Annotated in this window: 15 protein-coding genes; 8 read left to right on the top strand and 7 right to left on the bottom strand. The window is 33.8% G+C overall.

Annotation, left to right across the window (positions count from 1 at the left end; translation table 11 throughout):
* Window positions 1-48 precede the first annotated feature (48 nt).
* The 3 genes from QY331_16225 (at window position 49) to QY331_16215 (ending at window position 2,676) form a co-directional block, all read left to right on the top strand.
* Window positions 49-459, top strand: coding sequence for a hypothetical protein (locus tag QY331_16225; protein WKZ69510.1), 411 nt, complete (start codon window positions 49-51; stop codon window positions 457-459).
* Window positions 456-2,105 carry an NAD(P)-dependent oxidoreductase gene (locus QY331_16220; protein ID WKZ69509.1) on the top strand — a complete coding sequence of 550 codons (1,650 nt, stop codon included), beginning with the start codon at window positions 456-458 and terminating at the stop codon, window positions 2,103-2,105. Before QY331_16225 ends, QY331_16220 begins: the two co-directional genes overlap by 4 nt.
* A gap of 199 nt (window positions 2,106-2,304) precedes the next feature.
* The gene (locus QY331_16215) at window positions 2,305-2,676 is read left to right on the top strand and encodes a NifB/NifX family molybdenum-iron cluster-binding protein (protein WKZ69508.1); all 372 of its coding nucleotides are present in this window, start codon (window positions 2,305-2,307) and stop codon (window positions 2,674-2,676) included.
* A 69-nt stretch (window positions 2,677-2,745) separates the two neighbouring features.
* Here the strand turns inward: QY331_16215 and QY331_16210 are convergent, their stop codons facing one another.
* Window positions 2,746-4,551 (bottom strand): endonuclease/exonuclease/phosphatase family protein, encoded by a 1,806-nt coding sequence (locus tag QY331_16210; GenBank protein WKZ69507.1) that lies wholly within the window; start codon window positions 4,549-4,551, stop codon window positions 2,746-2,748.
* A 140-nt stretch (window positions 4,552-4,691) separates the two neighbouring features.
* On the opposite strand from QY331_16210, the gene QY331_16205 reads away from it, so the two are divergent.
* Both QY331_16205 and QY331_16200 read left to right on the top strand, forming a co-directional pair.
* On the top strand, window positions 4,692-5,285 hold the full coding sequence (locus QY331_16205) for an SCO family protein (GenBank protein WKZ69506.1): 594 nt from the start codon (window positions 4,692-4,694) through the stop codon (window positions 5,283-5,285).
* 14 nt (window positions 5,286-5,299) lie between these two features.
* Window positions 5,300-5,836, top strand: a complete 537-nt coding sequence (locus tag QY331_16200) for a copper chaperone PCu(A)C (GenBank protein ID WKZ69505.1) — start codon at window positions 5,300-5,302, stop codon at window positions 5,834-5,836.
* Between the two features lie 37 nt (window positions 5,837-5,873).
* On the opposite strand, the gene QY331_16195 is transcribed toward QY331_16200, so the two are convergent.
* Genes QY331_16195 through QY331_16185 form a run of 3 tightly spaced genes read right to left on the bottom strand, consistent with a single transcriptional unit; the run spans window position 5,874 to window position 8,178 of the window.
* A complete protein-coding gene (locus tag QY331_16195) occupies window positions 5,874-7,052 on the bottom strand; it encodes a carboxypeptidase-like regulatory domain-containing protein (GenBank protein ID WKZ69504.1) in 1,179 nt (392 codons plus the stop codon).
* A gap of 4 nt (window positions 7,053-7,056) precedes the next feature.
* Window positions 7,057-7,593: a hypothetical protein gene (locus QY331_16190; GenBank protein WKZ69503.1), complete on the bottom strand. Its 537-nt coding sequence runs from the start codon at window positions 7,591-7,593 to the stop codon at window positions 7,057-7,059.
* A 3-nt stretch (window positions 7,594-7,596) separates the two neighbouring features.
* Window positions 7,597-8,178, bottom strand: coding sequence for a hypothetical protein (locus QY331_16185; GenBank protein WKZ69502.1), 582 nt, complete (start codon window positions 8,176-8,178; stop codon window positions 7,597-7,599).
* A 140-nt stretch (window positions 8,179-8,318) separates the two neighbouring features.
* Between QY331_16185 and QY331_16180 the strand changes: the two genes are divergently transcribed.
* On the top strand, window positions 8,319-9,221 hold the full coding sequence (locus QY331_16180) for a DUF1684 domain-containing protein (GenBank protein ID WKZ69501.1): 903 nt from the start codon (window positions 8,319-8,321) through the stop codon (window positions 9,219-9,221).
* Between the two features lie 336 nt (window positions 9,222-9,557).
* On the opposite strand, the gene QY331_16175 is transcribed toward QY331_16180, so the two are convergent.
* From QY331_16175 to QY331_16165, 3 genes are read right to left on the bottom strand one after another with little or no spacing between them, the layout of a single operon-like run.
* Window positions 9,558-10,448 (bottom strand): DMT family transporter, encoded by an 891-nt coding sequence (locus tag QY331_16175; GenBank protein ID WKZ69500.1) that lies wholly within the window; start codon window positions 10,446-10,448, stop codon window positions 9,558-9,560.
* A 50-nt stretch (window positions 10,449-10,498) separates the two neighbouring features.
* Window positions 10,499-10,756 (bottom strand): type II toxin-antitoxin system RelE/ParE family toxin, encoded by a 258-nt coding sequence (locus QY331_16170; protein ID WKZ69499.1) that lies wholly within the window; start codon window positions 10,754-10,756, stop codon window positions 10,499-10,501.
* The gene (locus QY331_16165; protein ID WKZ69498.1) at window positions 10,740-10,973 is read right to left on the bottom strand and encodes a hypothetical protein; all 234 of its coding nucleotides are present in this window, start codon (window positions 10,971-10,973) and stop codon (window positions 10,740-10,742) included. Before QY331_16165 ends, QY331_16170 begins: the two co-directional genes overlap by 17 nt.
* Window positions 10,974-11,100: 127 nt before the next feature.
* Here QY331_16165 and QY331_16160 point away from each other — a divergent pair, with 127 nt between their 5' ends.
* Together QY331_16160 and QY331_16155 are read left to right on the top strand one after the other, a co-directional pair.
* A complete protein-coding gene (locus QY331_16160; GenBank protein ID WKZ69497.1) occupies window positions 11,101-11,490 on the top strand; it encodes a BlaI/MecI/CopY family transcriptional regulator in 390 nt (129 codons plus the stop codon).
* The gene (locus tag QY331_16155) at window positions 11,487-13,472 is read left to right on the top strand and encodes a M56 family metallopeptidase (protein WKZ69496.1); all 1,986 of its coding nucleotides are present in this window, start codon (window positions 11,487-11,489) and stop codon (window positions 13,470-13,472) included. The genes QY331_16160 and QY331_16155 overlap by 4 nt, the downstream gene beginning before the upstream one ends.
* Window positions 13,473-13,564: the final 92 nt, after the last annotated feature.

Below are 13,564 nucleotides of genomic sequence, written 5' to 3'. Positions count from 1 at the left end.
GGGCACGTCTCTTGCAATGTTATCCTTATTCTCACTTGGAGAATTTATATGAATAAGATTACAATTCACCTTAAAAATGGCAGGTACTTATCTTTTTTCCTTTGGCTGGTTGCTATTCACTCATGCTTAGTTGGTATTGGATTAATTGTTTATCCCAGCTCACTGATGGAATTTTTTGGATACGGGGTCTGCTCTGAAAGATTCTTCCCGTCGCAAGGTGGAGTATTTCATATTGCAATGGCAGTCGGATATGCAATGTCTGCCTACAATTTGAAGCGTTATGAATGCCTCATAATTTTCTCGGTAGTTGTAAAATTTATGGCAACAGTTTTCTTATTCACCTATTTCATATTCGTCAGTTCTATTTGGTTAATTCTGCTCTCGGGCATTTCTGATTTCTTAATGGGATTAATAATTTTAATCCTCTATCGCTTCGCAAAAGGAGCGGGTAAGTTATGAGTTTGTATAACAATCATAGAACTGTTTTAATAATCGGTGCCACGGGATTTGTCGGTAAAAATTTTCTCGAGAGCATTAAAGAGGAATATAAAGTATTTGCACTTGCAAGACGCTCACGCACAGAATCACATATTCCGTATCACAAAAACGTGCAATGGCTTCAGTGCGATATTGCAAATAAAAATAGATTAAATGAGGTCAAAAATTTTCTAATCGAAAACGGCGGGGTTGATTTTGTCTTTCACTTAGCTGCTTATTATGATTTTACTTATAAAGATAATCCCGAATACGAAAGAACAAATATTGAGGGAACGAAAAACGTACTAGAGTTAGCAAAGGGATTAAACGTAAAAAGGTTTGTTTTTATCAGCTCGCTCGCTGCTTGTGAATTCCCTAAAGATGGTGAAGTTGTAACGGAGTATACCCCGCCTAATGCAGGCTTCCACTATGCGCGAAGTAAAAGAATCGGTGAAGAGTTAACTCAAGAATATTCAAATTACTTTCCTTGCACAATTATTAGATTGGCGGCTATCTTTAGTGATTGGTGCGAATATGCGCCGTTATATAAATTTTTGACAACATGGCTTTCGAAAAAAATAGAGTCAAGAATACTCGCCGGCAAGGGTGAATCCGCAGTCTCATATTTGCATGTAAATGATCTTATCAATCTGTTCAGAATAATAATTAAAGAAGCGGATAATCTTTCGCAATTTGAAATTTATAATGCAAGCCCCAACGGATCAATTTCGCACAAAGAGTTATATACAATTGCAACAACTTATTATTTCGGAAAAGCAGCAAAACCGATACACTTACCAAAAATTCTAATTTACCCCGCCTTAATTATAAGAAAGATTCCTTTTTTGCTTCACTTATCAAGCGAAGAACATTTTGAAAGATTTTGGATGATAAAATATGTCGATAAAAAATTAAAAGTAGATTCGACACACACACAAATTGCATTAAGATGGCAGCCGACTCCTCGAAATTTAATCACACGCCGACTTCTTTTTTTATTGGAAAAAATGAAAAGTCATCCCGACGAATGGCGTCTTAAAAATGAAGCGGCAATGAAAAAAATTGCTCGCAGAACAAACTTTATCATTTACGATCACTTAACCAATTTGAAAGAAACAATAGTTGCCAAAATAGAAGAACAAATTCTTTCGCCTAACGCCGATGAAGTTTTCAAACGTTACCACAAAATGGATCTAAATGATTTTCAATGTTACATAAGTACAGTTTATCATCTGCTTATGGCAACAGTAAGAAGCGGCGACAGAAGTTTGATGATTCAATATATAGATGACATTGCAACACGCAGATTTGCCGAGGGGTTTCTTCCGAAAGAACTTTGTCAAACTATTCAACTATACAGAGAAATAATCATTTCAGAATTAAGCAAGATAAAAGAGCTGGCAAAAATTAAACAAGAAGTATATGACTACATCGGTTTGACTCTTCAAATGGCAATTGACGAAATTGAAGATCATTACGATAACTTAATAAAGAAAGTTCCGGCTGATAAAATTGCACAGTCGGATTTACTACCGGACTGCAAAGAATTACAAAGAATGATAAGACAACTTAGCGCATTCTATCAAATGTCTCCTGAAGAAGGAATTAATTATGAAGAAATGCGATAAAACCTATATCAGATGAGAGATCGAGGATTGTAAAACAAAATGCGGAGATTGACCTAATGGCAACGGCACAAATATACTCAGGGGAAATGAGAAAAAAGAGTCGATGAAATCCATCGGGCAATGTGCATGGTGGCTGCTGACTGCCATGCCTCCGCAATAATTAAATAAAATAATTACTCAAAATATAAATAGGCTTTTAATGAATCAAAGAATTGCAGTAGCGATTGAAGAACTTCCAGGTAATATTTATGTGGTTGCGGAAAATTTTAGCCGATGCTCAAAATTTGTTGTGTGTGAAATTAACTCTAAAAAGATAGTAGTTCAAAAAGAAACATACTTCAATCCTCTTAACGGTCATCAGAAAAGTCAATCGCAACTACCGGGGTATATTAATCAGTTTGATGTTGATTATATCATTGCGGGAGTAATGGATAAAAAAACATTGTCAAATTTTCATCAGTTCAGAATAAACGTAATAACAGCTCCGAAACTTCAATTTAAAGATGCATTAGAACAATTTTTATTTGGTAAATTAAACCGTTATGTAGAAAAAATTGAAGAGGACAATTAGCATTTACTCAACGTTGGGTAAAAAAACTCCTAAATACTTATTTTGCCTATAATAGTTTGAGAAAAATAACTATCTCAACAAAACCATTTTCTTAGTTAACGAAAATTCACCGACTGCTAACCGGTAATAATAAATTCCACTTGGTAAGTCTTCTGCGTTAAATTCAATTTCGTGATTGCCGGGTTGTAGATGTTCATTTAGAAGAGTTATTATTTCTTTACCGAGAATATCATAAACAATTACTTTGGTTTGTAGGGACAACTCATTAGTTGTCCCAACGGCGGGAATCGTAAAATTAATTTTTGTCGTTGGATTAAAAGGATTCGGGTAATTTTGCATTAATCCAAATTTATTTGGGATCTCATCTTTTTTTTTTACATCCGTTATTGGTGACAAATCGAAATCAGCAACAACAGGAAGGTGATCGGAAACCTCAGTATCGTTTTCACTCAACCCGAATTGATTCAATTCATCGAGACTCAATGTTTTTGTATTAAAGATGTAACTATTTACTTCTTCCATTACCGAACCTGAATAGACAATATAATCAAGTCTTCCCGGTGGATAACTTCCGGTGTTCGTTGTATAAGTCATAGCAGTTTTATTAACAAAGGGAATTGAATCATCAAAATTACTACCGTCCCAATCCGGCGCAAAGTCATCGCCATAAGTATTGTTATAAAAAATATCGCCGGTAATTAAAGTATTGTATTGTCTCGAATCTCCGACAAGATTCATATCTCCCATAATAACAATCGGAATGTTCGGTTGAATAGTTAATACTCCCCCATCATTCATTGCATCTCTGATAAAACCCATGATCGCATCAAATTGATTTTGGCGTTTTGTGTCTTCGCTTCCATCAGTCAAACAGCATTTTGGATGAGCAACTACAACCAACATATCCGAATCATATTTTGGACGAAGATCTAAAAGGAATGCGGTTGATGAATTGTGAGCATAAGGAGTTGTTTCAATTGGGAAACTATCTCTGATTATAAATCGACTCACTAATACAACATCATAGCCCGTAAGTTTTTTGTTATACCAAGTCTGACCTTCTAAAGAAGGAAGATAATTTTCAACTCTATCTGCAACTGCTTGTGCCGAAGATGAATAAACTTCACTGAAACCAATTATGTCCGGCTGTAAAGTAGAAAACACATTGCTAAAGTTTTGTTGAACTTCCGGTGTGTCATCAGTTATTTTATCTCGCTCAATATTGTATGCCATTATTCTCAAATAACCGGGATCAGTTTTGTTAATTGAATAAGTTGGCACCGGATCAACTTCACCTGATTGAAATGTATAGGTGAATCCGCCTTCGTTCGGTATCTTATCTTCATAATCAACCAATGAAGAAGATACATATCCGAACAATTTTACTTTTATCGTATTGCTTTGAAATACTTGAGTTCCGGATATTTGAGCATCTCTTCTTAAAACAAACTCAAAATCATTTGCAGAAAATGTAGGTGAGCCTATAAATCCTATATTCTCGTGATAAATTGTAGATGACCCTCCTATATAACTTTTCCCACGTCTTGTGCCGAATGTAAATTCGATTTCTACACCTATTCCGTCTATTGATTTGCCCGTTGATGGATTATTATCCGAATCGATGTACAAAGTCATATAATTTCCATTAACCAGAACAATTTTTTCAGTTGTCTGAATTCGGAAATAAATATACTCGTCATCGTTTGTTATATATAGATTTCCAAAATCAAACTCGGCACCTGGTGTGTTGTCTCCAATCGGATCTTCGTGCATGGTAGTCACGTCAGACCAATCATCAAAATTTTCGTCAATAAAAATTCTATCTTGTGCAGCAATTAAACTTGTAAATAAAAGGATTAGTAGTATTCTTCTCATCAGGACTCTTTCTTTATTATTCGGTTTTAACAAATGTATAAAATCTTTTTCTTAATTTTAATTCATAAAGAAATCATGTGTTGAATCAATTGAAATTACTTGGCATCTAATCAACTTTGTTTAATATAAATGTGATGACTATGAAATCAATCAAATTATTAATCGTTATTTCTATTTCGATATTTTTATTTAGCTGCGGTGAATCTCTTCCTATCGATGACGATCTTTCAGACAAAAGTTATTCCTTGCTAAATCAAGACAGTGTTGCTGTGGATTATCCGTCAAACGTAAAAAGTAAAATAGCAGTTGTTGGATATGTGTTTACAAATTGTCCTGATATTTGTCCGCTAACGACAAACAATATGAGATTGGTTCAAGAAAAAATAAATGAAGAAGGAATCACCGGAGTAGAATTTGTAACTATTACATTCGATCCTGAATACGACACACCAAGTGTTTTAAAAGAATATGCGGAAGTTAGAAGACTTGATACAAGCAATTGGATGTTTTTAACAGGAGATAAAGCAATAACAGATGAAGTAATGAAAGATGCCGGAGTTGTTGCCGTTCCAAGCGATTCAACTTTAATGGAAAGTGGAAATATGATGTACTTTTTTGTACATACCGATAGAATTCATTTGCTAGATCAGCAAAATAGAATTAGAGGAACTTATCTTGGTAGTCAAGCCGATATTAACAAACTCGTTAACGACATAAAAATTTTAGCAAATTAAAAGGAGAGATCTAAATGAAAAAGTTAGTCATTATAGGTTTATCACTATTCATTTTCTTTGGCTGCAATGAAAAAAAAGAAGAACAAGTTGAAGAAACAACCTCTGCCAAATCTGAATTGCAGAAAGCTATTAAAGAAAACGAAGAGGGAATTCATATTGTAGATTCTTGGGTTCGACCGGCAGCAATGAACCGGAATACGGGTGTGTTTTTAAGAGTAATGAATCACACAAACGAAAATGATACTTTAGTTAAAGCAATATCTACAATTGCAGAAAAAACAGAAGTTCACGAAACATTTAAACAAGGCGAAGACATGATGGGTATGCGTGAAGTTGAATATCTTGTTATGGAAGCAGGAAAAGTTTTTGTATTCAAACCGATGTCATATCATATTATGTTAATAAATCTAAACGAAACTCTTACTGTCGGCAAAACGATTGATCTCACATTAATTTTTAAGAATGCCGGTGAAGTAAAAATCAATGCAGTTGTTGAAGATAAAATGCCGACAATGAAAGCCGGTGAAGAGAAAGAAAAAACAGAAATGTAATTTTGTAACCGCCGGCTTTATGCCGGCGTTTTTACTGCTATCTAAAATCTGTGTTGATAATCAAAGAATCACTCGGTTCATATTCAAACGGAAGCATTTCTGCTAATCTCTGTATCCCGAAGTAACCCGTTGTCTCAAGTTTTAGCTCATCAAAATATTTTCCGCCTTTATCAAAATAAATTGAATCAGCATGCGGCTTAATGAATGAATACTGAGGTTTGTAATTAAGTTTTTGGTACTCTTTATTGTATATAACGTAAATTTGAGTTCTACAATTTAAGATTAGCTCATTTGGTCGTTCGGAGTCAGCAATTACACTATCGGGATAAAGTGGTTTTGAAATTGACTGTGCTCCGAATTGACCGAAGATCAGATCCGGTGTGTAAGCTTCAAAACCGTTTTTGCTCATAAACATTTTTGCGTCATAAAAAAATCTTACACCAATTTCTGTTTTATCGTCAAGATCAATCAATAGCTTAACCTTCTCGCGGTTTTGTTTGATCAACCGATAAGAAGTTGCCAGTGTTCTAAGAAAATGTCTAAGCGAACCCATGTAGGCTTCAAGTCTATTATTCTGCCAGATTACATAGTCATCTTCAAAGTCGGATTGCATTTCTTCAAAAAAAGGAAGTCCTGCATATTTCAAACTACCGAACTTATACTCGAAGTGTTTTAGTGTGTATTTAACATTATAACCTAAACTTCTGTTTTCAATTTGAATTGGCACATCACAACTCGCAAACAAAACGCCATCATTGTTTTTAAAGAAGTCAATGTAATATGGATTAGTAATTTGACATCCTTCAGCGAACCAAGTTTTGCCGAGAAGTTCTGCTTGAAAAATTTCAAAATTTTTCCACCACTCATCATCAAACTTATCGCCCACACCTATTTCGGGGAATTCAATTGGTTTTGGCGCTAGCTTAATATTAAGCTCAACCACTTCATTCGAGTTAATGTCAATCTTAAGATTTTGATTTTCATAAGACAGATGTGAAAGTATTAGGGTATATCTTCCTGGCGAAATATTGCCGATATGAAAATTACCTTCCTTATTTGAACTACTCCTGGTAAGTGAGTTTGCGATGTAAGCATTAACATTTTCTATCGGCTGTTTTGTTTGCTCATCAATTATAAAACCGGAAATACTACCATATTTGGTTTGAGCAATTAATTCCGACGAAAATATCATCAAGAGAAGAATTATGTTTTTCATTTATTTATTGATTTGTTGAACGATCAACATTAACAGCTAAAACGCTTTTTGCGGAAACGGTATGAATGAAAAATTCACCTTGTTGAGGCTTATTATCGGGTAAAATTATTTCCGGTGTCGTTAACCAATCTTTAGCTGCGTTCCAATCTTCGTCTCTTGGAATAAACCAATCCGAATCATCGGCTAATCTTATAATTCTATTTTCTTGATCTATACTTTGAACATATTGAATTCTACCTTTCATCATACCCATCATTTCAATATCGCCTGAACCGGAAAAATTAATTTTACTGTTTCGTAAATAAAAATAACCGGCACCTGTATAGTTTTCAATTATCAGCAATACCGGAGTTGAATTTACGGCTATAATTATTCGGTTAGTTCTGATAGTCATCCCGTTTGAGAAACTGATAGATCTATCATTTACATTTGCGATTGTTGTATAAATATATCCCACTTCCTGGAAATAATTTCTTGAATCAATTCCGCTGCATGAAGTAAATATCAAAACTATGATGAGAGTCGAAAAATATTTTTTCATAATTTATTCTGCTTTTTTATCGGTTGCCAAATTTGGTGTATTTGTGACACTTATGTATTCTGCAGTTACAACATTTGTAATTCTAATCGAGTTTCCGTTTTTAGTTAAAACCACATCAATATTTTCATTCCACTTACTAAGCGTTTCTTTGTCTTCGTCGGAGTTTACGTAATAAACATCGTCAGCATCTAATGTTATACTTGACTTAGTAATATTAATTGCAGTAATGTCTTTAAGTTGACCTATATTGTAAACAGAAAGTCCGTCGTATAGCGCCGGCATATATGAATTGTTGCCTGTTGTATTTGATTTCTGCATTAAAGTAACATTCACTTTTTCATTTTTTATATAAAGATAACCCTCGTTTCTATCATCTTCTAAAATTATAACAACCGGCTGCATAGAAACAGCTGTGACATTTCTGTCGGCTCGCCAAACTAAATTATTTGTGAATGTGATCAAGTTATTATTGACATCTTTAATAAATCCGGTAAGATATCGGATGTTATTTTCGGAAGCATGTAGATTTGAACTTGCGAATATCAGTAACAACAGGATAGTAATAAAAGCATTTCTTGATTTCATTTCCCCTCCGTTGTAATTGAAACAAATTCAAATTAATGTTTTTGGGTTCTGTAATCAAGATTATTCGAAGTCTCTCTTTTTCGAATTAATATTTCTGAATGAGATTTACTATTTTATTACACGTTAATTTAGGAGATAAAATGAGAAAGATTTTATTACTTGGGATGATTTTGACTTTACTAGTTGCATGTAATGAGGAGGAATATATAGAAAAGGGAAGCAAAGAATACATACAAGAAATTAATCAATGGCATGCACAAAGAGTTGCGAGATTAAAACAGCCAACCGGATGGCTTAATTTAACCGGATTATTTTGGCTGAAGGAAGGTGAAAATACTTTTGGTTCTGAATCCTCGAATGATTTGGTTTTCCCAGCAAATATGCCCGGTAATATCGGCAGTTTTATTTTAAGTGATTCAGTTGTTACTTTGAAAGTTAATGATGACATTGACGTTTTAGTTGACAGCCAATCAATTAAAGAGTTTGTATTAATCCCCGATACAAAACCAAACACTACAAAAATGAATCTCGGATCAAACGAGTGGAATTTAATAGTTCGTTCCGGCAACATGTATGGAATACGCCTACGTGATCTTGATGCGGAAATATTAAAAACTTTTGAAGGGGTCGATAGATTTCCGGTTAATGAAGATTGGAACATTAAAGCAAAATTTGAACCGTTCGATTCGTTAAGAGAAATTAAAATTCCGACAGTTCTTGGAACAATTGAAACTGATTATTCTCCCGGTAAATTAATATTTACTATAGATGACAAAAATTATGAATTATATCCGACTAAATCGGGGAATGGATTATTTATATTGTTTGCCGATCAAACTTCGGGTATTGAAACTTACGGTGCGGGACGATTTCTTTATACCGATTCTCCGGATTCTAACAACATTGTAAACATTGATTTTAATAAAGCATACAATCCGCCATGTGCATTTTCAAAATATGCAACTTGTCCTTTACCGCCAAAAGAAAATCAATTAAAAGTTAGGATAACTGCGGGAGAAAAGAATTACGGAGAAGGGCATTAACAATTTATTTTAATCTGAATCTGCTCTAAGAAAGACCGTCATTCTTAAAATAGATGATATGATCTTGCGCTTCTGAATAGTTTTTAAAGTTTATAACTTTTTTAGAATAGCAGATTCCTAAAAAATATTTCTTTTCTATTCCCAAGTACTTTTCGTTGGGCACTTCGTATACCCTCAATGAACGATTTGATCTTCTCAAACCGAAAGTCATTTTTGCATTTTCTATATTGATGGGAGCCCTCATGTAAACAATGCTCAATTTAGCGTGATACAGAACACAAAGCAAGAAAAAAATACATTGGGTCTTATAATAAAAAATGAGCTAAATTAAAAGGACTACTTGTTTTTATTAACTATATAAACACCCAAAATGATTAGGGCCATTCCAACAAAATGAATTGGGTAGAGAGCTTCATTATCTAAAATTCCCCACATAACAGCGGCAATTGGTATGAGATAAGTTGTTGTAGATGCAAAAACCGGGGTTGTAATTTGAATGAGTTTATTAAACAAAACCAATGCAAGAGATGTCCCAACTACACCAAGTATAAATAAATAGAATAAAGACATCAAAGCATAATCATGATACATTACTACATCTATAAAATCTGTTGATAAAAGTAAAACAACTGCAAAAGGACCTATGGAAAACATTGCAAGTGAAGTTAAAATCAAAGAGTTTAATCTTGGGAACCATTTTTTAAGCAAATTAATGTTTATTCCGTACCCAAGTGTTGCGAGAATTACGGCACCGGCATAATGATTAAAACTTCCAAGTGTTCCCCCGCTGCTAACAAAACTAAGAGCAACAGAACCGCCGAAACCAACGGTTAATCCGAACATTTGCCAGCGATTGATTCTTGCAGCAAAAAATAAAGCGCCGACTATTAATGTAAATGCAGGTGTAAGTGCATTTAGAATTCCAGCCAATGAACTTGTTATTCCGGTTTCAGCGTAAGCAAATAATATCGCCGGGAAAAAGTTGCCGATTAATCCCACCGCAACAAATTTCTTCCAATCGGTTTTGAAGTGTAGTTTCAGATTCTTAAATGCAATGGGAATCATTACAAGAGAAGCAAACATTATTCTTATTGTGCCTACCTGAATAGGATCAAATGCAACTAATCCTCGTTTAATAAGAATAAAAGAGCTTCCCCAAACTAATCCGAGAAGTATAAGTATTGTAATAGGAAAAGCTTTGTGTTCGGTGTACTTATCAAAATTCATTCGGCAAATATAAGGAAAGGAAATGTTATAAAGACAACATGTTTTTTTATCTAATAAACATTTTTTCTATGAGCAACTTTAACAACGAGTATTATCAATTTCTCGTCTTCAATTTTATATATAATTCTGTTGACTGCGACTCTAACGCGATAATCACTTTTACCTGTTAATTTTTTGCAATCTTTAGGACGAGGTGTTTTAGAAAGAGATGAAATCTTATCGAGCACTTTTTTGAGATATTTGTCGGGAAGTGATTTGATTTCTTTTACAGCGCTTTTCTTTATCTCAATTTTATAATCTGCCTTCATCTTTCAATTCTTTTAGAAGTGCTTCGCATGAAATCGTCGGTTCATTAATTCTCTCTTTGATGCTTTGAATATCCTCGGCATCATCAAGAAATTCTGCCCGTAACAAATCATTGACTATTTCCGAAATTGAAGATGAAGTTTCTGCCGCTTTTAATTTTAGTAGTTTGTGAATCTGCGGTTCTAAATATATTGTTGCTCTTTTGCTCATTGTTGACATTGTGAACTCCTCTTTTTCCGATAATAACGTTATAGTGCTAAAACGTCAAGCATAAGTTGAACCTATTCTACGAAACCTTTCGTAAACTCGTTCGTCTTAATCTTCAGAACAAATAAAAGATAAGAAAATGAGCGGAAATCAAAATATTAAACCAACCGTTGCCGAATTAGAAATTCTTCAAATTCTCTGGGAAAAAGGCGAAGTGACTGTTAAAGAAGTGAATGAAGAGATAAATAAGAGAAAAGAGACAGGTTATACAACAACTCTTAAAACTATGCAGATCATGTTTGAAAAAGGTTTGGTTGAACGAAAGAAAGACGGAAGAAGTCACAGTTATTCTGCTGCGATTAAAAAAGAAAAAACACAACAAGTATTGCTCGATAAAATTTTAGAAACTGCTTTCGGCGGATCGGCAAGTAAACTTGTCATGCAGGCTTTGGGAAATAAAAAAACAACAAAAGAAGAACTTCGGGAAATAAAAGAATTGATCAATAAGCTTGAAGAGGAATCAAAATGAGTTTCTTGCAAAATATTATTTCAGAAAATGCAATTAACGCTTTTGGATGGATGATCCTCCATTCACTTTGGCAGGGAGCGCTGGTAGCAATTATTTTGTCGCTCTTATTTTTGTTTCTAAATAATAAATCTGTTCATCTAAGATATCTTGTTGCTGTCGGAGCAATTTTATTTTTCACGGCTATGACAATCCGAACGTTTGTCGATTATTATAATAGTCCGATTCAAAAGATTGAACAAAACAATTTGGTTCAGAGTAATGCAGAAGAACCGCAAACTCTCAATTCATCAATAAGCACATTTGAAAGCGAAGATAGTTTTTATAAACAAATTTTGTTTACAACACAGCTTTATTTTAATCAACATTTACCGGTTATTGTTGCGATATATTTAATGGGTGTTTTGTTCTTTTCGTTAAAGCTAACGGGGGGATTTCTTTATTCGCAAAGAATAAAACATCACCGGACAAATGAACCTGACGAAAATTTAACAAATATTGTCAACCGTTTTGGTAAACAACTTAATATAAAACAAAAAGTAAAATTGCTTGAATCTGCTTTAGTTAAAGTCCCGTTAGCAATCGGTTATCTAAAGCCGGTTATACTCTTTCCGATCGGGTTATTAAACGGAATGAGTTATACACAAGTCGAAGCAATAATTGTACACGAGCTTGCACACATTAAAAGAGCAGATTACCTGGTTAACTTTTTGCAATCTATACTTGAGATAATCTTCTTTTATCATCCCGCTGTTTGGTGGATTTCATCACGCATCAGAGACGAAAGAGAAAATATTTGCGATGATATTTCATTAGAACTTGTTAACCGACCGGAGGAATTCGCAAAGGCATTGTTTTGCTTGAATCAGTACAATAGAGAAGACTATTCATTAGCATTGAGCGCAATCGGAAATAACAATCATTTATTAAGGAGAATAAAAAGAATGACGGGGGAAACTAAACATAGAACTTTTAGAAGCAAGGTTTACGCTGCTTCTTTGATGACTCTGATAATAATTTCGTTAAGCATTGCCGCATGCAGCATAACAAACGGCGAAAGTTATTATCAAGATCGATCAAACATTGTTTATGAGGAAGATAACAATGGAGATCATAGATACATTAATACAGATAGATTGGATGAGGAAAACCAAACCTATATTTTTTATAAAAGATTTCGTGGCGAAAAATCAAAGTGGGAAGCCACAATCGACAATGGAAAGCTAGTCGATTTATATAAAGACGGCGATCGAGTTCCGACAGATGAATATTATAAATACGAAGATATGATTCTTGACGAAGTTGACGGCATTACTTGGGAACTTGAAAAAGTTCACAAAGATCTCGCATCATTAAAAAAAGATCTAAAAGATATAAAAATTGATTTAGGTGAAAATTTTGCTGAAGATATGAAACGAATAGCTGAAGACATAAAAATTGAATTCGACAGCGAGGAATTCAAAGAACAAATGAAGCAGTTAAAAGAAGAACTAAAGTACTTAGAAAAGGAAGACTTTCCATTCAACAAAGAAGAATTCAAAAGAGAAATGTCTCAACTTAGAGATGAATTAATCGACATGAAATTTGATATCGACTTCAAATGGGATTCTGAAGAATTTAAAAGAGAGATGAAAGATTTATCAAGAGAGTTAGCAAACATTAAAGTAGATATCGATTTCTCAGGTCTTGAAGAAAGTATGCGTGAACTAAAAGAAGAAATGAAAGATTTGGATATTGATATGACAGAACTCAAAGCCGAAATGAAAATTCTTAAAGAGTTTACATCCGAATTAAAAGATGAACTTGTTTCCGATGGAGTAATAGATAGTCCCGGCAAACTTAGACGATTAGAATTTGAAGACGATGCATTGTATGTAAACGGCAAACAAGTTCCGGATCATCTCTACAAAAAGTATAAAGAGATTTATAAAGAATATTATGGTGAATATCCTGATGGGAACTCTTTCAGTATTCATAACGACTAAAGAGGTAATTAAATAAGTTTTTAAATAGGTGTGATTAAGTCACACCTTTTATTTATTATATAATAACACCACAACATCTTATTAATGCGTGA

The sequence above is a fragment of the Melioribacteraceae bacterium genome, assembly GCA_030584085.1.
GTDB lineage: Bacteria > Bacteroidota > Ignavibacteria > Ignavibacteriales > Melioribacteraceae > SURF-28.
Note: the sequence above shows the minus strand (reverse complement) of the source record. Positions and strands in the feature narration are given on the sequence as shown.